This window comes from Arthrobacter sp. AL05 (assembly GCF_029960715.1).
Taxonomy (GTDB): domain Bacteria; phylum Actinomycetota; class Actinomycetes; order Actinomycetales; family Micrococcaceae; genus Arthrobacter.
The window spans coordinates 105,944-124,976 of sequence record NZ_JASBRC010000012.1; the positions used below are offsets into that span (position 1 = coordinate 105,944).

The following is a 19,033-nucleotide window of genomic DNA, read 5'->3' on the forward strand; positions in this document are numbered from 1 at the left end:
ATAACTGTAGTAGAGGCCTCCGGCCCGGTCAAAATGGGCTCAGCAGACCATGTTGTCCGCGGGGGTCTTTCCATCGACAAAGTAGCCGTCCACGGCGTTGCCGATGCAGTCGTTGGAGCGGCCGTAGGCCGTGTGGCCTTCACCCTTCCAGGTCAGCAGCGAGGCCGTGCCGAGTTGCTTGCGCAGGGAGCCGGCCCACCCCACCGGGGTCGCAGGGTCGCCGGTGGTGCCAACCACAACGATGTCGGTGGAACCCGTATATTCCACCGGGGCGGGCGTCCTGATGTTTTGGTACGGCCAGTCCGCGCAGCTTGTGCCGCCGTAGGCGAAGTAGGAGCCCAGCGTGGGCGAGAGTTCCCGCAGCTTTTGTTCTTCGGCACGCATCGAGGCTGTGTCCGCTGCCATCGGATAGTCGAGGCAGTTGATGGCATTAAAGGCGAAGGCCGAGTTGGAGGAGTAACTGCCGTCCGGTTCACGGTCGGCGCCGAAATCGGCGAGCCGGAGCATCGGGGTCATGTCGCCCTTGATGGCGCTGCCGAGGGCCTGCGTTAGGGCAGGCCAGTTGTCGTCGTTGTAGAACGGCAGGATAAAGCCGCTGACAAACATCGAAGCGTTGACGACCCGGCCGTCCTTGGCTGCCCTCGGATTCACCTCAACGCCCTTGATGATTTCCTGGATCTGGCCGATGGCCTGATCCGGGGTGCCGCTGAGCGGACAGCCGCTGTTATCGAGGCAGTCCGTTACGTAGGCCCGGATGGCCTTCTCGAATGCCTTCGCCTGCCCGCTGGTCAGGTCCTCGAAGCTGAGGGAGGGATCCATCGCGCCGTCAAGGACCATACGGCCAATGTTGTCCGGGAACAGGGAGGCATAGGTGGAACCTAAGAAGGTTCCGTAGGAGTAGCCGAGGTAGTTCAGCTTGCTGTCATTGAGCACACCGCGCAGGACGTCAAGGTCCTTGGCGGCGCTGACGGTGTCGACGTGGCCGAGCACCGGTCCGGTCTTTTCCGCACATTTGGCCGCGATGGCCTGGTTGTCCGCCATGGCTTCAGCGAGCCCAGCGTCGGTGTCCAGGGCGTAGACCTTGGCGCGGGAGGCGTCGCGTTCCTGGTCGGTGAGGCAGGTGACTGGGGCGGATCGTTTCACCCCGCGCGGATCGAAGCCGACGATGTCGTAGCTGGCCCGCACTTTCTCCGAGATATTGGTGGCGCCGGCGTCCCGCACGAAGTCGTAGCCGGAGCCGCCGGGGCCGCCGGGGTTGACCAGCAGGCTGCCTTTTTTGCTGTTGCCCGTCGTTGCCAGCTTCAGGGCCGCGATTTCGATGGTATCGCCGTCGGGCTTGCTGTAGTCCAAGGGCACTTTCACCTTGGTGCACTGGAAGTCGCCCTCGCAGCGGGTCCAGTTGAGCTGCTGGGAGTAGTAGCTGCGCAGTCCCTCCGGCGCTGCCGCGGCGATCGAGGGGTCGGCCGTCTGCTGGGCGTCCTTCGCGCCGCCGTCGCCAGTCCCGAAAAGACCGCAAGAAGACAGGATAAGTGCCATCACCAAGCCGAGCGCCAGAGCGCCGACCCCCCGCGCCCAGGCCGCGGGGGGTCGGCTTCTGGCGGGCAAAGATGGTTGCGTCATGCGGTTCTCCTTGGGAATGGAACGGGCAACTCGGAGCGGATGGAGCAGATCGAGCCGTGCAGGGTCAGATGAGGCTGGCGGCCATGGCCTCGATGGTCAGCAGCGGCGCCACGTTCGATGTGGTGATGCGGTTGCGGGCCTTGTTGATGGCGTCCATGCGGGCAAGAGTCGTTTCGGCGGTGGAATGCCCGGCGAACGCCACCAGTTCGGTCCTCAGCTCAATGTTGACCAGCTCCACGGCGTTCCCCAGCTGGATGATCAGCACATCCCGGTAAAAGGACAGCAGATCGGTCAGGGTGCGGTCGAGGGAGTCTGTCACCGAACGCTTGGCGCGGCGTTTCTGATCGTCCTCAAGCTGTTTCACCTGGCCGCGCATGGCCGGCGGCAGCGTGCCGCTTTCGGGTGCTCCGAGGGTGGCCAGCAGGGCGGCTCTTTCGGCGGCGTCGCGCTCATCGTTGGAGCTGTTCGCCTCCTCGGTGGCGATCTTAACAAGCTTTTCCGCCATCAGGACGGCGGCGGTAACTCCCCGCAGGGCCAGGGGGAACCGCACTGTTTCGAGGCGGCGCTCACGGGCCTCGGGATCCCGGGCCAGCCGGCGCGCGATCCCAACATGGCTTTGAGCTGCCCGGGCCGCCCGTTCGGCGACGGCCGGGTCGACGCCGTCGCGCCTGACCAGCAGGGCAGCGACATCGGCAGCAGGCGGAAGGCGCAAGGCCACTGCCCGGCAGCGGGAGCGGATAGTAACCAGGACATCGGCAGGGGACGGCGCACACAGCATCCAAATGGTGCGCGGGGTGGGTTCCTCGATGGCCTTGAGCAGTACGTTGGTGGTGCGTTCCGCCATCCGGTCCGCGTCCTCGACGACGATGATCCGCCACCGGGCCGAGGACGGCCGGTTCCCGGCCGTGGAAACCAGCTCCCGGGCCTCATCGATGGTGATGGTGACCTTTTCGGTGCGCACAAAGGCCACATCCGAGTGGGTTTCGCCCAGGATGGTCAGGCACGCGGCGCACTCGCCGCAGCCGCGCAGGCGGACATCGTCCTGATCGCAGTTCAACGCTGCAGCGAAAGCCTTCGCAGCGTTGGACCGGCCGGACCCGGGCGGTCCGGTGAAAAGCCATGCATGGCTCAGCCCCGCACCTTGGGTCGCCTGGCGCAGTTGGGCCACAACAGCGGGCTGGCCCTGCAGATCATCCCAGACACTCATACGCCCGCACCCAGGTGCCGGGACAGCAGGGTTTCGACCCTGTCGAGGATCCGTGCCGCCAGCTGATCGACCGGGAGGCCGGCCGGGAGCACCAGATACTGCCCGGGCCGGGCCTCTGCCAGGTCCAGGAAGGAGGCGCGGATCCGGGCGTGGAACTCGTCCGCTTCGGATTCCAGCCGGTCCTCGGCCGCGTCGCCGGCGGTCCGGCGGCGGCGGCCCACTGCAGGGTCGACGTCGAGCAGAACCGTCAGATCCGGTTGCAGGCCCGAGGTGGCCCACTCGTTGATGCGTCGGACAGCGTCGGTGCCAAGGTCCCGGCCGGCGCCCTGGTAGGCGACCGAGGAGTCGATATAGCGGTCGGTGAGGACGATTTCACCGCGTTCGAGGGCTGGGCGGATGACCTGGCCCGCGTGGGCGGCGCGGGACGCCGCGAAGATCAACGCTTCGGTGTGCGCGTCGATGTGGCCGTGGCCGTGGTCCAGGACCAGGGAACGAAGTTTTTCCCCGATCGGGGTGCCACCGGGCTCCCGGGTCCGCAGCACCGTGCGGCCGCGCGATTCAAGGGCCGCTGCCAGCTCGGCTGCCTGCGTGGACTTGCCGGCGCCGTCGCCGCCCTCAAAGGCGATAAACAGTCCGGGGTTCTGGGTAGTCACCGCTCTAGACTACCGACAATCCCTGACAGCAGCGCGCTCCGGCGTCACACCTTGGCCGCCCCGCAACGCGCCAAAGTACGCTGTGACCATGAGTCTTTCCGAAGAACAGGCAGCGGCCCTCTCCGCAGAAACACTGGTTGTGGCGGCGGGCCGCCCGCCGCGTGAACGCGATGAACCGGTCAACCCTCCGCTGGTGCTCTCATCGACCTATTTTGGCACGGGACCCCTGGGCGACGGCGACCGCGGCTACGGCCGCTATTCCAATCCCACCTGGGATCCCTTCGAGCAAGCCCTCGGTCAGTTGGAGGGAGCCGAACTCCCGGGCCTGCTTTATGCGTCCGGCCTCGCTGCCGTCAGCTCCGCCCTGTCCCTGGTACCGGCCGGCGGGGTCCTGGTTATGCCCTCGCACAGCTACGCCGGATCCCTGGTGATGGCCACGGAACTTGCCGGGAAGGGTTTCCTGGACCTGCGCACCGTGGACATCGCGGACACCGACGCGGTCCTGGCGCAGCTTTCGCCGGCGGACGGGCGGCCCGCCAGCATGCTCTGGCTGGAGAGCCCCACCAACCCCATGCTCGGTGTCGCGGACATCCGGGCGCTCACGGCCGCCGCCCACGCCGCGGGCGCGGTGGTTGTCACGGACAACACCTTCTCCACCCCGCTGGTGCAGCAGCCACTGGCGCTGGGCTCCGACGTTGTGCTGCATTCGGTGACGAAGTACCTCTCCGGCCACTCCGATGTTGTGCTGGGCGCCCTGGTGACGTCCGACGCCGGGCTCCGCGCCGCGCTGCTGCACCACCGCACCATCCACGGCGGCATTGCAGGGCCCTTCGAGGCCTGGCTGGCGCTGCGCGGGCTGCGCACGCTGGCCCTGCGGGTGGAGCGGTCGCAGGCTTCGGCAGCGGTCCTCGCGGAGCGGCTCAGCACCCACCCCAGGGTCGGTGGCATCCGTTTCCCCGGCCTTGCCTCCGATCCCGGCCACAGCCGGGCCAAGAGCCAAATGAAGGGCTTCGGCTCCGTGCTGTGTATTGAAGTGGCTCCCGTGGCCGGTCCCGCGGGCACCCTGAGCGGTGCCGATGCCGCGGACCGGATGATCCGTGCACTGCGGCTGTGGCTGCCGGCCACCTCGCTGGGCGGCGTGGAGTCCCTGATCGAACGGCGGCGCCGGCACACCGCCGAGCCGGCCAGTGTGCCGGACAACCTGGTCCGTATGAGCGTAGGAATAGAAAACGTCGAGGACCTTTGGGCCGATTTGGAGCAGGCCCTGGCGGGCTTGGCCAGCTAGGCTGGGGTCATGGACGGAAGAGCGCTTATTTACTATGTTGAAACAGGGATCTATTTTCTCTTGGCCCTGGTAGCACTTGCCCTTGAGGTGTGGGCGTTCTTCGATTGCCTGCGGCACAAAGCGAACGTCTTTGAGGCCGTCTCCAAGCGCACCAAGACGTTCTGGCTCGCCCTCACCGGCGGCGCCATGGCCGTGGGCCTGCTTTCCCTGGTGGGCGGCGGCGGCGGAGGCCTTTTGGGCCCGCTGGGGTTGTTCGGGCTCGTCGCCGTAACGGCGGCCTCCGTGTACCTGGCCGACGTCCGGCCTGCAGTCAAGGACGCCGGCCGCGGCGGCAGCCGCAACATGGGCCCTTACGGACCCTGGTAGTCCCCAGCCACCGGCAACCATTCAGGGCCCGGGCGCAACCGCGTTCCAGGCCACTGTTAGCTCGCCCAGCCGCCACCGGCCGGGTCCGTCCCGGACCGGCCAGCCGCCATCGAGCAGTGAACGGCACATGGAAGTCCACCGCTGCCGGTTCCCGAACGACGCAAGGGGCGCAGCGTCCAGCCAGGCCTTGTCCATTGCCTGCAGGAAGGCCTGAATCCTTTCGCCCGGAACGTTACGGTGGATCAGGGCTTTCGGCAGTCGCTCGGCCACTTCCGAGGGCAGTACAAAACTCCCGAACCGCATGGACAGGCTCAAGCTCAGCGGTTGCCGGGCGTCCAGTGCTACCCAGGTGACCCGGCGGCCGATCTCGTCGCAGGTCCCGTCGATGAACAGCCCGTCCGGGGCCAGACGCCCCTGCACCAGCCGCCAGATCGCGGCGACGTCCGTTTCCTCATATTGCCGCAGCACATTAAACGCCCGCACCAGGACCGGCCGGCCGGCCACCGGCAGTTCGAAGCCGCCGAGCTGGAAGCTAAGCCCCGGCCGTTCCAGCTCCTTGGCCAGGCGGACCCGTTCCGGCTCGATTTCGATGCCGACCACACGCACATCGGGACGGATCACGGACAGCCGTTCAAAGAGTTCGACGGCGGTCGCCGGGGAAGCCCCGTAACCCAGGTCCACCACGAGGGGATCGTCCGCCGCGCGCAGCCGCCAGGCCTGCGGACCGGTCAGCCAGCGGTCCAGCCGCCGCATCCGGTTGGGATTGGTGGTGCCCCGGGTAATGTTGCCCACCGGCCTGCCCGTTCGGGGTCCGTTCCTGGCCACGCCCTGGTTCCGCGGGGGCGATACCCGCTCTGCCTTTTGCACCACACGCCAACCATATCTTCCAGTGCCGTGCCGGCCCGGAACGGCAGTTGATGCCGGCCCGGAACGGCACCGAATGAATCCGGCGGTGCCGCACTGTCCGGTCGATGTAACGCTGAGCCACCGCCGGGACCGCTCGGCTAGGATGAAAACCATGACATATCAGCTGATTCTGCTGCGCCACGGCCACAGCGAATGGAACGCCAAGAACCTGTTCACCGGCTGGGTGGACGTTGACCTCAACGACCAGGGCCGGGCCGAAGCGGTTCGCGGCGGCGAGCTTCTTGTGGAGAACAACATCCTCCCGGACGTCCTGTACACCTCACTGCTGAAGCGGGCCATCAACACCGCCAACATCACCCTCGACAAAGCCGACCGGGGCTGGATCCCGGTCAAGCGGGACTGGCGGCTCAATGAGCGCCACTATGGCGCGCTGCAGGGCAAGGACAAAGCCCAGACCCTCGCCGAATACGGCGAAGAGCAGTTTATGACCTGGCGCCGGTCCTATGACACCCCGCCGCCGCCCCTGCCCGACGACTCCGAGTTCTCCCAGGCGCATGATCCGCGCTACGCGGACCTCGGCGCCGCGCTGCCCCGCACCGAGTGCCTCAAAGACGTCCTGGTCCGCCTGCTGCCCTACTGGGAATCCGACATCAGGGAAGACCTCAAGGCCGGTAAAACAGTACTGGTCACGGCCCACGGCAACTCGCTGCGTGCCCTCGTCAAGCACCTTGACGGCATCAGCGACGAAGCCATCGCCGGACTGAACATCCCCACCGGAATCCCGTTGGTCTACGAACTGGACGAGGACTTCAAGCCGCTCAACCCGGGCGGCACCTACCTCGATCCCGAGGCCGCGGCCGCAGCCATCCAGGCCGTCGCGAACCAGGGCAAGAAGTAGCGCCGGCGGCATAATCGCCAATTCAACGACGACGGCCGGTCACCCCAAGGTGACCGGCCGTCGTCGTACTCTTCGCCGTTCAAACGGCCGAGTGGTTAGCTGTGTTCGATGCCGTTCGGCTGCCAGGCGCCGGTGACCAGGTAAGTGACCTTTTGCGCGACGGACACGCCGTGGTCCGCGAAGCGCTCGAAGTAGCGGCTGGCGAGGGCGACGTCGACAGTCGTCGCGGGGGACTCGTGCCAGTCACTGCGGGCGATAGCTTTGAAGACGCTCAGGTGCAGATCATTGACGGCGCTGTTGGCTTTCATGATGTCCCGGGCGAATTCAAGGTCGCGGGTTTCCAGCAGTGAGGTGAGCTTGCGTGCGATCAGAAGGTCGTGCTCGGCGAAGCTCATAAACGTGTCGCGCAGCTGTGCGGGGACCACTGTGGCGGGGTAGCGGAGCCGGGCAAGCTGGGCAAGGTGACGGGCGAGGTCGCCCATTCGCTCCAGCGAGGCGCTCATGCGGAGGGAGCCTACGATCATCCGCAGGTCGCTTGCCACCGGGCCCTGCAGGGCGAGAATGTCGATGGCGCGCTCGTCCAGGCTGTTCTGCAGGAAGTCGATCCGGGCATCGGCCGCGATGACGTCCTCGGCCAGATCGATGTCGGCGCCATCGAAGGCAGCGGTGGCCTTCTCCACAGCCTCACTGACCAGCATTGAGATTTCTACGAGCTGTTCCCCGACTTGGGTGAGTTCTTCCTGAAAAACCTTGCGCACGTGTGCGTCCTTTCCCTTGAAACATCGTCGGCCGTCGCGGCGGTCGACCCATTTCGTTTCACCTATCGGCGCTTCAACTGTTCAGTCTTCCAGCGCCTGGTGAACTGTTGCGCCCCTAAAGGTGAACGTTAGCTGAACCACGCCGGGAATGGCGGGAGATTAGCCGTTCCGACGCGGGCCAGCGCATAAGCTGGGGCCGTGGACCCTATGCTTATCGGCGTGATCGCCGGCCTGATCGGCCTCTCGCTTGGCGTCTTCGGCGTGCTCGCCTTCCGGGTCAGCGAGCAGCAGCGCAAGCTGGTGGACGTGGAGTCTGAGGAGCCGGCGCTTCCGCAGGGCGCCGCCGAGGTGCTGGCCGCCGTCGGCAGGGCTTTTGTTGTGGTGGACGCGATCGACGGCGTCGTCCGCGCCAGCCCGGCCGCCTACGCCTACGGGCTGGTTCGCGGCCACACCCTGGTCCATGACCAGCTTCTGGAGATGACTGCCAAAGTGCGTCGCGACGGCGTCATCCTTGAACGGATCCTCGAACTTCCCCGGGGCCCGCTGGGGCAGGGAACCATGGTGGTCCAAGTGCGCGCGGCAGTGATCGCTGAGGACTACATCCTCCTGCTGGCCGACGACCGGACCGAGTTCACCCGCACCGAGGAAGTTCGCAATGACTTTGTTGCCAACGTGTCCCATGAATTGAAGACACCCGTCGGCGCCATTTCGCTGCTGGCGGAGGCGCTGGAGTCCTCCGCGGACGACCCCGACGCCGTACGCCGCTTCGCCAGGCGTACCCACAAGGAATCCATGCGCCTGGCAGCCCTGGTCCAGGACATCATCGAGCTGTCCCGGCTGCAGGGATCAAATGTTGCAAAGCAGGGCCGTGCGGTGGATATCAATACCGTCGTTGCCGAGGCAGTGGACCGCTCCCAGCTGCCGGCCGAGAGTAAGAACATCGATCTGGTAGTGGCCGGCCGCACCGAGGCGATGGTTTACGGCGACCAGGACCAGCTGGTGACCGCCCTGCGCAACCTGATCGATAACGCGATCCGGTACTCCCCGGAAAACACCAGGGTCGGAGTCGGGATCCGGGTCAAGGACGGCCTCGTGGCCGTTTCCGTGACGGACCAGGGCGGGGGCCTCAGCCCCGAGGACCAGGAACGGGTCTTTGAGCGCTTTTACCGGGTGGACGCGGCACGGTCGCGCCACACCGGCGGTACCGGACTGGGCCTGAGCATCGTCAAGCACGTTGTCGCCAACCACGGCGGCGAGGTGACGCTCTGGTCCAAGCCCGGGCAGGGCTCCACGTTCACGATCCGGCTTCCGGAGCTGGAGGGGCAGGACGTCGGCGACGGTTCGGACGCGCAAGCGCCTGCGGACCGGGCAGCCGAGCAGTCCACTGCCCGCGGTCCGTCCGAGCATCCCAGACCACCACGACGGGACGCCGCCGGCGCCCATGAGCAAGGAGCTACCGCTTGAGCAGAATTCTTATTGTCGAGGACGAAGAGTCATTCAGCGACCCGCTGTCATATCTCTTGGGCAAGGAAGGGTTCGAGGTGGCGATTGTAGACAACGGTCTGGACGCCATCACCGAATTCGACCGGAACGGTGCCGACCTGGTGCTGCTGGACCTGCAGCTGCCCGGGCAGTCAGGCACCGAAGTCTGCCGGCAGCTGAGGCAGCGCTCATCGGTCCCGGTCATCATGCTGACCGCGAAGGACGCAGAGATTGACAAGGTTGTTGGGCTGGAACTCGGCGCCGACGACTACGTCACCAAGCCGTACTCTTCCCGGGAGCTGGTGGCACGGGTCCGGGCTGTGCTGCGCCGCCAGGGTGAGCCTGAGGAACTGGTGTCCAGCACAGTACAGGCCGGGCCGGTCCGGATGGACATTGAGCGGCACGTGGTCACGGTAAGCAGTGAGCAAGTGTCCTTGCCGCTCAAGGAATTTGAACTGCTGGAAATGCTGCTGCGGAACTCCGGCCGCGTCCTGACCCGGGGGCAGCTGATTGACCGGGTTTGGGGGTCTGATTACGTGGGGGACACCAAGACCCTGGATGTCCACGTTAAGCGGCTTCGCAGCAAGATCGAGCCGGATCCTTCGGCGCCGCGGCACCTGATCACGGTTCGCGGCCTGGGTTATAAGTTCGAGCCGTAAGCCCTGACCGGTCCAAATAACTAAAGCGAGGGGCGCCGGGTCTGGATATTTCAGACCCGGCGCCCCTCGCTTTAGTAAAAAGCTCTTGGTTCTAGCTTCCCGACGGCGTCGGCGTCGAGGTAGGCGTCGTCGCGGCAGAGTCGGTCTGAGTGGCGGACGACGTCGGAGTGGCCGACTCGGTCGGCGTGGCGGTTGGCAGGTACTGCTTGTAGTCGGAGATCGTGGCGTCCAGTACCGGGACCTTGAACGTGGTGCTCTGGTTAGTGCCGTCCTCGCGGAGGCTAACCTCGACGAGGGAGCCCGGGGCGCCGCCGGTCGTGCTCAGGATCGCCTCGTCGGTGGATTCGTTCAGCAGCGTGTACGAGTTCTTTTTGACCGGGACCTGGGTCTGGGAGCCGGCCGAACCCCGGATGGTCAGGGTCACGTCGGTGGAGGACGAGTTGTAGACAGCGCCGACGACGCGGCCGGGCTTGTCTTCAGCGGAGGAGATGATCATCATGTTGCGCAACTGCAACGGGCCAACGTTGGCCTGGGTTCCATCTGACGCAGCATACTGCTGGGAGGTCTGCTGGGGGTTGATGTAGCCGCAGCCCGTTACGGACAGCAGGCTGATGGCCAGAGCAGCCGTCGCGATTGCCAGCTTGCCGCGCTGGCCCCGGTTGGAAGCAGAGAAACCCACGTCACGCACTCCTTGAGAGTCTTGGAACATTATTCAGCCATAGCCTATCGGCAATCCTGGTCAAACCATGATTCGGGCGGGACGCAATCCTGCAGACTCGTGGGCCTGCCCGCCACGCACGCGGTGTCCCGGCACTCTTGGCAAAGGACTTTCAATACACTAATATCCGCTTTCGTCAAGAGGTCTGACGGGGTCGATTAAGGCCATTTTCCCCGTATTCATGCGGTTCTTGGGCGGGTTCCATGGCAGTTGTATGCCTTAAACGTGATAAACTGGTCTGCGGGAAAGGGGAATGTCCACATGGTTTTTGAGGTCGGCGAGACAGTAGTTTACCCTCACCACGGTGCAGCAAAAATTGAAGAAATCAAGATGCGCACTGTCAAGGGCGAAGAGAAGATGTATCTCAAGCTCAAGGTGGCTCAGGGTGATCTGACCATTGAAGTTCCAGCAGAAAACGTTGACCTAGTTGGGGTCCGGGACGTAGTGGGCAAAGAAGGTCTGGAGCACGTATTTGAAGTGCTGCGGGCCGAGTTCACTGAAGAACCCACCAACTGGTCACGTCGATACAAGGCAAACCTGGAGAAGCTTGCTTCCGGTGACGTCATCAAAGTGGCAGAGGTCGTTCGTGACCTGTGGCGCCGCGATCACGACCGGGGTCTCTCCGCAGGGGAGAAGCGCATGCTGGCCAAGGCACGCCAGATTCTGATTTCAGAACTGGCGCTGGCCGAGAAGACCGACGAAGAGAAGGCTGCAAGCGTTCTCGACGAGGTTTTGGCTTCCTAAACAAGAGTTGAGCAGAAAAGAACTAAACCCCGGTAGCCTAGCGGCTGCCGGGGTTTCTTGTGCCCGCCTGATAGCGCAGTGGGATGCCGCTCGCGCCGCGACGTAGTCTTGTGCGCATGGACTCTGCACCAAAAACCCCCGTCACCGCGGTCATCGTTGTGGCTGCCGGCTCCGGCCAGCGCCTGGGCTACGGCATGCCCAAAGCCAAGGTCCCGTTGGGCGGGGACAGCATCCTCACCCACGCCCTGCGGGGCGTCGCCGGATCCGGCATTGCGCAGCAGATTTGCGTCGCCATCCCGCCCGGCGACCCGGAGCTCCTCGCCCTCTGCGAGGCCTTCACCCGGGAGCTCAAGGCCGAGCGGCCGGACACGCCCGGTGACGGCGAAGCCGGAGATGTCCCGGTGGTGACAATTGTCGACGGCGGTGCCACCCGTGCCGAGTCGGTCCGCGCCGGGCTGGCAGCGCTCTTGCCGGCCACCGAAGCTGTCCTGGTGCACGACGCCGCCCGAGCACTGACGCCGGAAGCTGTTTTCCACCGGGTGTCCCGCGCCCTTACGGCCGGCGCGCTGGCCGTCATTCCCGTTATGCCCGTGGTGGACACGGTCAAAACCGTGCAGCCGACGTCCGGCGACGGCGCCGCGATCGCCCCGGAACTTGTCACCGGCACCGCTGCCCGGGAAACCCTGCGGGCTGTGCAGACCCCGCAGGGCTTTGAGCTTGCGACCCTGCGGCGCGCCCACGCGGCGGCAGCCGCCTTCGACGCCGGACAGGCCGCGGCCGTCACCGATGACGCCATGCTGGTGGAACTGTTGGGCGTCCCGGTCCACGCGGTGCGCGGCGCCAGCCAATCGCTGAAGATCACCACCCCGCTGGACCTGATCATCGCCGAGGGGCTACTGGAAGGCCCGCTGGGCGTCCGCTGGGTGGAAGGCTGAGCGTGTCCGGAACGCAGAAACCGCCGTTGCCCCTCATCCCGCGGACCGGAATCGGCATCGACGTCCACGCCTACGCCCCAGCGGACGCACCCCAGCCGCTCTGGCTTGGCGGCCTGTTCTGGGACGGGGAACGGGGACTGTCCGGCCACTCGGACGGCGACCCCGTCGCCCACGCTGCCGCCGACGCCCTGTTCTCTGCCTGCGGCATCGGTGACCTGGGCACCCATTTCGGTACCGACCGCCCGGAGTACGCCGGCGCCTCAGGTGTGACCCTGCTGGCCGAGGCTGCCCGGATCGTCCGCGCCGCAGGCTTCGAAATCGGCAACATCGCCGTGCAGTTCGTCGCCAACAGGCCCAAGTTCGGCCCCCGCCGGGAGGAATCCCAACGGGTTCTCGGCAAAGCAGCAGGCGCGCCGGTCAGCGTCTCGGCAACCACAAGCGACGGACTTGGATTTACCGGCCGCGGCGAAGGGATTTCAGCCATGGCGACCGCCCTCGTTTACCCTGCCAAGCCCGCGCCCCAGGAATCGGTCGCCTAGGCTTGACGGAAGATCCCTTCCCGCAACATCAGGAGACCTCCCGTGAAAAAGCTGCTGCCCGCCGTCGTCGTTCTGGCCGGACTGCTGCTGACCGGCTGCACCGCGACACCGAAGATGGGACTCCCGGAGAGCTGCGCGTTCCTCAACAAGGACACCTTCGTCCCCACCGGCAACCAGCAGCAAAAGGCTGAGCAGATCTCCAAGCACTACCAGGAGGTCGCGGACAAGGTGGCGTCCGAGGTGGCCGACCCGATCCAGAAGATGGCGGACATCATGACGGCGGTGGCGGGCACCTCGCTCGGGGCCACGAGCGCCGAGCAGACCAAGCAGTTGACGGAACAGAACAACAGGATCGGCGAGTACTGCAAGTAGTCGCCCGGGGTGCTCCGCACGCCGGGGCTTGGATCCCCATCGGCTAATCTGGAGCGGTGACCCTGCGCTTCTATGACACTGCATCCGCCGAAGTCCGTGACTTCGTCCCCCTGGTTCCGGGCAAAGTGAGCCTCTACTACTGCGGCGCCACGGTGCAGGGCATGCCGCACGTCGGCCACATCCGCTCTGCCATCGCCTTTGACCAGCTCACCCGCTGGCTGCAGTACCGTGGCTTCCGCGTTACCGCGGTCCGCAACGTCACCGACATCGACGACAAGATTCTGGCCAAGTCGGCGGATTCGTTCGCCCCTGACTTTGAGGACGAACCGGGCGCCGTCCGGAATGAGGAATGGTGGGCACTGGCCTACCGTTACGAGCAAGAATTCCTCAAGGCCTATGACACCCTTGGCGTCGCCCGCCCCACGTACGAACCTCGGGCCACCGGCCACATCCCGGAAATGCATGCACTGATCGCCCGATTGATCGACCGCGGCCACGCCTACCCGGCCCTGGATAACTCCGGGGATGTCTACTTCGATGTCCGCTCCTGGCCCAAGTACGGCTCCCTGACGCGGCAGAACATCGATGACATGCAGGGCGCGGCCGACGCCGACCAGCGCGGGAAAAAGGACGCCCGCGACTTCGCGCTCTGGAAGGGCCACAAAGACGGGGAACCGACGACGGCGGGCTGGGACTCGCCGTGGGGCACCGGCCGGCCCGGCTGGCACCTGGAATGCTCCGCGATGGCGGGCAAGTACCTCGGAAACGGGTTCGACATCCACGGCGGCGGGCTGGACCTGCGCTTCCCGCACCATGAAAACGAGATGGCCCAGTCCCAGGCCGCCGGCCACGGCTTCGCGAACTTCTGGATGCACAACGGCATGGTCACCTACGCCGGCGAGAAAATGTCCAAGTCCATCGGCAACACCATCAGCCCCGCCGAAATGCTGGAGCTGGCCCCGGCACGGGTTGTCCGCTATTACCTCGGGCAGGCGCAGTACCGCTCCGTGCTGGATTACCAGCCAACGTCGCTGCAGGAAGCCGCAGCCGCCGTCGAGCGCATCGACGGGTTCATCAGCCGCGCCGTCCGGGCCCTCGCCGACGGCGGAAGCTACGGCTTCGCCACCTACGGGAAAGTACCCGAAGCCTTCGAACGCGCCATGGACGATGACCTCAACGTGCCCCAGGCCCTCGCCGTCCTGCACGAGACCGTTCGGGCCGGCAACACCGCACTGACCGCCGGCCGGCCCGACGAGGCCCGGCAGGCGCTGGACAGTGTCACGGATATGCTGCGTGTCCTTGGTCTCCATAACACCGCGCGGCCCGCTGTGGACGAGGAAGGCAACGAGGCCCTCGCCGTGCTGGTCGAGGCACAGCTCGCGGCCAGGGCGCAGGCCCGCGGCAGCAAGGACTGGGCCGCCTCCGACGCCATCCGCGATACCCTCTCCGCCGCCGGCGTTGTGGTCGAGGACGGCCCGGACGGCGCCAGCTGGAGCCTCAAGCGCGGCTGATGCCTGGCCGGCGGGTGGCCTCCGGCCAGGCGGAATGCCGGCCCCGGATCTCCCTGCCGGTCGAGGATTTAACTCGAGTCAGTAGACTGGAGTTCAGACTTGTCAACTAATCGCGTATTTAAAGGGTGAAACTCATGGCCAATAACGGTCGCCGCTCGGTCAAAATGAAGAAGGGCCCCACTGTCGGAACCGGCGGTCACGGCCGCAAGGCACTTGAAGGCAAGGGGCCCACCCCCAAGGCCGAGGACCGCCCCTACCACAAAGCGCACAAGAACAAGCAGCTCGCTGACCGGTCCGCGGCCAAACGACCGGGAGCTCCGCGCAACGCCGGCGCCCGCTCCGGCCCCAAGGGCCGTGCCACTGAAGAAGTCGTCACCGGACGCAACTCGGTTGTGGAGGCGCTGCGCGCCGGGATCCCGGCCAAGGCCCTGCACGTGGCAATCCGCATCGAGATGGATGACCGCGTCAAGGAGTCCCTCAAGCTCGCTGCTGAGCGCGGCATCCCGCTGCTCGAAACCGGCAAGCCCGAGCTGGACCGAATGACCGACGACGCCATCCACCAGGGCCTTGTCCTGCAGATCCCGCCCTATGAATACCAGGACGCCTACGAGCTTGCCGAGGAGACTCTCGGAAGCTGGAAGAAGGGCCACGTAGCCAACGCGCCGCTTTTCGTCGCGCTCGACGGCATCACCGACCCCCGTAACCTCGGCGCGATCATCCGCTCGGTTTCGGCTTTCAGCGGCCACGGCGTCATCGTTCCCGAGCGCCGCTCCGTCGGCGTCACGGCCTCGGCTTGGAAGACCAGCGCCGGTGCCGCCGTCCGCGTTCCCGTTGCACGTGCGGCCAACCTGAACAACACACTGAAGGCCTTCAAGAGCATGGGCATTTATGTTCTCGGGCTCGACGGCGACGGCGACGTCTCACTCCCGGACCTCGCCCTGGCCACGGAGCCGGTCTGCATAGTCGTTGGTTCCGAGGGCAAGGGCCTCAGCCGCCTGGTCCGCGAAAACTGCGACCAGATCGTTTCCATCCCGATTGACTCGGCGATGGAATCGCTCAACGCCTCCATGGCGGTCGGCATCTCCCTCTACGAGATCTCCCGTCAGCGGGCCGCTAAGTAACGACCGCTCGTTGCTGCGGCTCTGACGCTCTCTCACGTTCGGCGACGCTTTTGGGGACGCTCTCTCACGTTTGGTGCCGGTTTTGGGGACGCTCTCTCACCTTTGACGCAGCTTTTGGGGACGCTCTCTCACCTTTGGTGCGGGAGCGTTTCCTGATGAGTCGCGAAAGGTGCGGGAGCGTTTCCTGATGAGTCGCGAAAGGTGCGGGAGCGTCGGTTCTCCCACCGCTGTCCGCGGCAGGGACCCGAAATCCCCGCGCCAAGCCTAGAACCTGTGGCGGTTGGCGAGCACCGGGAGTTTGGCCCGGGCGTCCTTGACAACGCCGGGATCCAGCTCGGTGAACAACAGGCCGGGTGCGGCGTCGAGCTCGGCCAGGACGTTTCCGAAGGGGGACACCACAACCGAGTGCCCGACGCCGGTGGGCGCCGCGCCCTTGGGCTCGATGCCCTGGCTGGCCGGGTCGCCCTGGCCGCAGGCGAGGACCAGGGTGGTGGAATCCAGCGCGCGGGCACGGGCCAGGAGCTTCCATTGCTCGGCCTTGCCGGGGCCCGATCCCCAGGAAGCGCAGACGATGTTCACGTCGGCGCCGCGGTCCGCATTCTCGGTGAACAGATCCGGGAAACGGAGGTCATAGCAGGTGGTCAGGCCGAAGGTCATGCCTTCGAATTCGAAAGTGACCGGTTCGTCCCCGGCGTCGACGGTGTCTGATTCCGCGAAGCCGAAGGCATCGAAGAGGTGGATCTTGTCGTAGCTGGCTTCGATTCCCCGGCCGGTGACCAAGAGCGTGTTGCGTACCTTGGCGCCGTCGTCGGCAGCCCCCGGCGTGAACATCCCTGCGATGATAAGGATCTCCTGTTCGTCCGCAATGGCGCGCACTCGTGTTGCCCACGGGCCGTCCAGCGGCTCGGCGATGTCCAGCAGCGAGTTGCCGAAGGCACGCATCGTGGCCTCGGGAAACACAACGAGTTCGGCGCCGCCGGCCTTGGCCCGAATGGAGTAGTCCTCCACGAGGGCCAGATTTTCGGCAAGGTCGCGTCCGGTAATGATTTGAGCAAGTGCAATTCGCACTGTTACCTCCGATTGGGAGCCTGTTCCAGTATGGAACGCTGCTATTCCGTAGACTTCATATCGTCAGGAAATCAGAAACCGGGGCTAGTCGACTGGCCCCGCTAAACTTTGAGCAATGGTAATGACCTACGTAGATACAGCTTCCACCGTAGACGCTTCGCGTGCGTTTCCGCTGGGAATCAGTGTTCCGAGCACCGGTTCACCGGCCGCGGACGACCCCCGGGGGGCCGTCGCGAATGTGGCTGTCTACGCGCCCGGCGTGGCCACTCTGGAGATCTGCTACCAGGCGCCAGGCGGTACCTGGCAGCTAAAAACGCTGCCAAATCTGACCGACGGTGTGCACCACGGCATTGTCGAAGGCATTCCGGTCGGTTCCCGGTACGGTTTCCGGGCCACGCCGGACCACGAGGCGCTGCCGCTGCCCATGCCTGCCGCGGATTTCGACGCCGACGGCGTGCAGCCCCTGCTGCTGGACCCGTACGGCCGTGCCGTGGACGAGCGCGAGGACTTCATCACCAGCGTCCGGATGGACAGCGCTTTCGATTGGGGTGATGACCGCGGCCCCAGGGTGCCGTGGCGCAACACCATCATTTACGAGGCGCATGTCCGCGGCCAGACCAAGCTGCACCCAGACGTCCCCGAAGAGCTCCAGGGCACCTACGCGGGGCTGGCACACCCGGCCATGATCGAGCACCTGATCGCGCTGGGAATCACCGCGGTCCAGCTCCTCCCGGTGCATTTCCACGTGGACGAACCGCACCTGCAGAACCTTGGTATGACGAACTACTGGGGCTACAACACGGCTGCTTTCTTCGCCCCGCATCCCCGCTACGCCACACAGGCCGCGCAGGCCGCCGGCGCGCAGGCCGTCCAGGATGAGTTCAAGGGCATGGTGAAGCTGCTTCATGGCGCCGGACTGGAGGTCATCCTCGATGTCGTCTATAACCATACTGCCGAGGGCGGCCGGGACGGACGGACCCTCAGCTTCCGCGGGCTGGGCGAGATGACTTACTACCGCAACGACGGCAACGGCAAGTACGTGGACACCACCGGCTGCGGCAACAGCCTGAACTTCGGCGAGCCACGGGTTGTCCAGCTGGTCCTGGACTCCTTGCGTTACTGGGTGACAGAGTTCCACATCGACGGGTTCCGGTTCGACCTTGCGGTGACGCTGGCGCGCAATGCCGCCAACGAATTCGATCCCCGGCATCCTTTCCTGGTTGCGATCGGCGCCGACCCGGTGCTGTCCGCCACCAAGCTCATCGCGGAGCCGTGGGACGTCGGCTACGGGGGCTGGCAGACCGGCCGCTTCCCGGCCGGCTGGGTGGACTGGAATGATCACTTCCGCGATGCCGTCCGCAGCTTTTGGCTCGCCGACCGTGCCGCGATCGACGCCGGCGGGCAAGGCAGCCCCGTGGCCAGCCTCGCGGACGCGCTTTCCGGCTCCGCGAGCCTGTTCGAGCCCTCCGGCCGGTCCCGGCTCGCTTCGGTCAACCTCGTCACGGCCCACGACGGTTTCACCCTCGCCGACCTTGTCGCCTACGACCGCAAGCACAACGAGGCCAACGGCGAGCAGAACCGCGACGGCCACGGCGATAACCGCAGCTACAACCACGGCTTCGAGGGACCCACGGAGGACGAGGACATCCTGGCCAAGCGTGCCCAGTCCAGCCGCAACCTGATGGCCTCGCTGATGATCTCCCAGGGCGTGCCCATGATCACCGCCGGCGACGAGGTGGGCCGCACCCAGCAGGGCAACAACAACGCCTACTGCCAGGACAACCCCATCACGTGGATCGATTGGACCAGCAATCCCGAGTCACACTCGATGCTGCGGACCACCAAGCGTGTCATTCGGCTCCGCAAGGAATTCCTGGCCGGCCAGCCGCACGATTACCCGACGCGGGAAAAGCAGTCGTACTTCCATTGGTTTGACGAGCACGGCGAGCCCATGGCCGGGGACCGCTGGCAGGACCCCGGACACCGGGTTGTTCAGCTCCTGCTTGGCTCCGACGACGGTCACGTTGACGGGCTTGTGGTGGTCAACGGCGGCGCCCGGGACGTCAAAGTCACGCTGCCGCTGCTCAGCAATGAGGACGGGACCGGTAACAGGCTCTTTGAATTGCGCCTGACCACCTCCGAGCTCCACGACCGGCGCCAGGGCGTCCGGGTCGCTTCCGGCGAACGGGACGTTGTCCAGGCCAATTCCATCAACATCTACCGCACTTAG

19 protein-coding genes are annotated in these 19,033 nt (G+C 65.7%); 12 read left to right on the forward strand and 7 right to left on the reverse strand.

Annotated features, from left to right (window positions below):
- Positions 1–39 precede the first annotated feature (39 nt).
- The 3 genes from QK287_RS14625 to tmk all read right to left on the reverse strand — a co-directional run bounded on the left by QK287_RS14625 (position 40) and on the right by tmk (position 3,480).
- Entirely contained in the window at positions 40–1,620 is a 1,581-nt protein-coding gene (locus QK287_RS14625) for an alpha/beta hydrolase (RefSeq protein ID WP_282360559.1), read from the reverse strand.
- A gap of 64 nt (positions 1,621–1,684) precedes the next feature.
- Positions 1,685–2,827 (reverse strand): DNA polymerase III subunit delta', encoded by a 1,143-nt coding sequence (locus QK287_RS14630; protein WP_282360561.1) that lies wholly within the window; start codon positions 2,825–2,827, stop codon positions 1,685–1,687.
- Positions 2,824–3,480 carry a dTMP kinase gene (gene tmk, locus QK287_RS14635; protein WP_226773739.1) on the reverse strand — a complete coding sequence of 219 codons (657 nt, stop codon included), beginning with the start codon at positions 3,478–3,480 and terminating at the stop codon, positions 2,824–2,826. The genes QK287_RS14630 and tmk overlap by 4 nt, the downstream gene beginning before the upstream one ends.
- A gap of 88 nt (positions 3,481–3,568) precedes the next feature.
- Between tmk and QK287_RS14640 the strand changes: the two genes are divergently transcribed.
- Positions 3,569–4,765: a PLP-dependent transferase gene (locus QK287_RS14640; protein ID WP_226773740.1), complete on the forward strand. Its 1,197-nt coding sequence runs from the start codon at positions 3,569–3,571 to the stop codon at positions 4,763–4,765.
- Positions 4,766–4,774: 9 nt separating this feature from the next.
- Positions 4,775–5,131, forward strand: a complete 357-nt coding sequence (locus tag QK287_RS14645; RefSeq protein WP_226773741.1) for a DUF2516 family protein — start codon at positions 4,775–4,777, stop codon at positions 5,129–5,131.
- A gap of 21 nt (positions 5,132–5,152) precedes the next feature.
- On the opposite strand, the gene QK287_RS14650 is transcribed toward QK287_RS14645, so the two are convergent.
- Positions 5,153–6,001 carry a class I SAM-dependent methyltransferase gene (locus tag QK287_RS14650; RefSeq protein ID WP_226773742.1) on the reverse strand — a complete coding sequence of 283 codons (849 nt, stop codon included), beginning with the start codon at positions 5,999–6,001 and terminating at the stop codon, positions 5,153–5,155.
- A 148-nt stretch (positions 6,002–6,149) separates the two neighbouring features.
- Between QK287_RS14650 and QK287_RS14655 the strand changes: the two genes are divergently transcribed.
- Positions 6,150–6,896: a phosphoglyceromutase gene (locus QK287_RS14655; RefSeq protein ID WP_226773743.1), complete on the forward strand. Its 747-nt coding sequence runs from the start codon at positions 6,150–6,152 to the stop codon at positions 6,894–6,896.
- A 95-nt stretch (positions 6,897–6,991) separates the two neighbouring features.
- Here the strand turns inward: QK287_RS14655 and phoU are convergent, their stop codons facing one another.
- Positions 6,992–7,654, reverse strand: coding sequence for a phosphate signaling complex protein PhoU (gene phoU, locus QK287_RS14660; protein WP_226773744.1), 663 nt, complete (start codon positions 7,652–7,654; stop codon positions 6,992–6,994).
- Positions 7,655–7,861: 207 nt separating this feature from the next.
- Here phoU and QK287_RS14665 point away from each other — a divergent pair, with 207 nt between their 5' ends.
- Both QK287_RS14665 and QK287_RS14670 read left to right on the forward strand, forming a co-directional pair.
- On the forward strand, positions 7,862–9,118 hold the full coding sequence (locus QK287_RS14665; protein ID WP_226773762.1) for an ATP-binding protein: 1,257 nt from the start codon (positions 7,862–7,864) through the stop codon (positions 9,116–9,118).
- Entirely contained in the window at positions 9,115–9,795 is a 681-nt protein-coding gene (locus tag QK287_RS14670) for a response regulator transcription factor (protein ID WP_226773745.1), read from the forward strand. Before QK287_RS14665 ends, QK287_RS14670 begins: the two co-directional genes overlap by 4 nt.
- Positions 9,796–9,886: 91 nt before the next feature.
- Here QK287_RS14670 and QK287_RS14675 read toward each other — a convergent pair whose 3' ends face one another.
- Positions 9,887–10,474 (reverse strand): hypothetical protein, encoded by a 588-nt coding sequence (locus QK287_RS14675; protein ID WP_282360563.1) that lies wholly within the window; start codon positions 10,472–10,474, stop codon positions 9,887–9,889.
- 300 nt (positions 10,475–10,774) lie between these two features.
- On the opposite strand from QK287_RS14675, the gene QK287_RS14680 reads away from it, so the two are divergent.
- The 6 genes from QK287_RS14680 (at position 10,775) to rlmB (ending at position 15,735) form a co-directional block, all read left to right on the forward strand.
- Entirely contained in the window at positions 10,775–11,257 is a 483-nt protein-coding gene (locus QK287_RS14680) for a CarD family transcriptional regulator (RefSeq protein WP_024367191.1), read from the forward strand.
- Between the two features lie 116 nt (positions 11,258–11,373).
- A complete protein-coding gene (ispD, locus tag QK287_RS14685) occupies positions 11,374–12,192 on the forward strand; it encodes a 2-C-methyl-D-erythritol 4-phosphate cytidylyltransferase (protein WP_282360565.1) in 819 nt (272 codons plus the stop codon).
- A gap of 2 nt (positions 12,193–12,194) precedes the next feature.
- Positions 12,195–12,731, forward strand: coding sequence for a 2-C-methyl-D-erythritol 2,4-cyclodiphosphate synthase (gene ispF / locus QK287_RS14690; RefSeq protein WP_282360566.1), 537 nt, complete (start codon positions 12,195–12,197; stop codon positions 12,729–12,731).
- A 42-nt stretch (positions 12,732–12,773) separates the two neighbouring features.
- Positions 12,774–13,103: a hypothetical protein gene (locus QK287_RS14695; RefSeq protein ID WP_226773749.1), complete on the forward strand. Its 330-nt coding sequence runs from the start codon at positions 12,774–12,776 to the stop codon at positions 13,101–13,103.
- Between the two features lie 56 nt (positions 13,104–13,159).
- The gene (gene cysS / locus QK287_RS14700; protein ID WP_282360567.1) at positions 13,160–14,614 is read left to right on the forward strand and encodes a cysteine--tRNA ligase; all 1,455 of its coding nucleotides are present in this window, start codon (positions 13,160–13,162) and stop codon (positions 14,612–14,614) included.
- A gap of 134 nt (positions 14,615–14,748) precedes the next feature.
- Positions 14,749–15,735: a 23S rRNA (guanosine(2251)-2'-O)-methyltransferase RlmB gene (gene rlmB, locus QK287_RS14705; protein WP_226773751.1), complete on the forward strand. Its 987-nt coding sequence runs from the start codon at positions 14,749–14,751 to the stop codon at positions 15,733–15,735.
- A 264-nt stretch (positions 15,736–15,999) separates the two neighbouring features.
- Here the strand turns inward: rlmB and QK287_RS14710 are convergent, their stop codons facing one another.
- Entirely contained in the window at positions 16,000–16,803 is an 804-nt protein-coding gene (locus QK287_RS14710; RefSeq protein ID WP_282360568.1) for a carbon-nitrogen hydrolase family protein, read from the reverse strand.
- A gap of 115 nt (positions 16,804–16,918) precedes the next feature.
- On the opposite strand from QK287_RS14710, the gene glgX reads away from it, so the two are divergent.
- Entirely contained in the window at positions 16,919–19,033 is a 2,115-nt protein-coding gene (gene glgX, locus QK287_RS14715; RefSeq protein ID WP_282360569.1) for a glycogen debranching protein GlgX, read from the forward strand.

Bases quoted from the DNA above. Each gene is read 5' to 3' on its own strand.
- QK287_RS14665 (WP_226773762.1), top strand. From the start codon at position 7,862: ATGCTTATCGGCGTGATCGCCGGCCTGATCGGCCTCTCGCTTGGCGTC.
- ispD (WP_282360565.1), top strand. From the start codon at position 11,374: ATGGACTCTGCACCAAAAACCCCCGTCACCGCGGTCATCGTTGTGGCT.
- QK287_RS14645 (WP_226773741.1), top strand. From the start codon at position 4,775: ATGGACGGAAGAGCGCTTATTTACTATGTTGAAACAGGGATCTATTTT.
- glgX (WP_282360569.1), top strand. From the start codon at position 16,919: ATGGTAATGACCTACGTAGATACAGCTTCCACCGTAGACGCTTCGCGT.
- QK287_RS14640 (WP_226773740.1), top strand. From the start codon at position 3,569: ATGAGTCTTTCCGAAGAACAGGCAGCGGCCCTCTCCGCAGAAACACTG.
- QK287_RS14680 (WP_024367191.1), top strand. From the start codon at position 10,775: ATGGTTTTTGAGGTCGGCGAGACAGTAGTTTACCCTCACCACGGTGCA.
- QK287_RS14630 (WP_282360561.1), bottom strand. From the start codon at position 2,827: ATGAGTGTCTGGGATGATCTGCAGGGCCAGCCCGCTGTTGTGGCCCAA.
- QK287_RS14655 (WP_226773743.1), top strand. From the start codon at position 6,150: ATGACATATCAGCTGATTCTGCTGCGCCACGGCCACAGCGAATGGAAC.
- rlmB (WP_226773751.1), top strand. From the start codon at position 14,749: ATGGCCAATAACGGTCGCCGCTCGGTCAAAATGAAGAAGGGCCCCACT.
- QK287_RS14625 (WP_282360559.1), bottom strand. From the start codon at position 1,620: ATGACGCAACCATCTTTGCCCGCCAGAAGCCGACCCCCCGCGGCCTGG.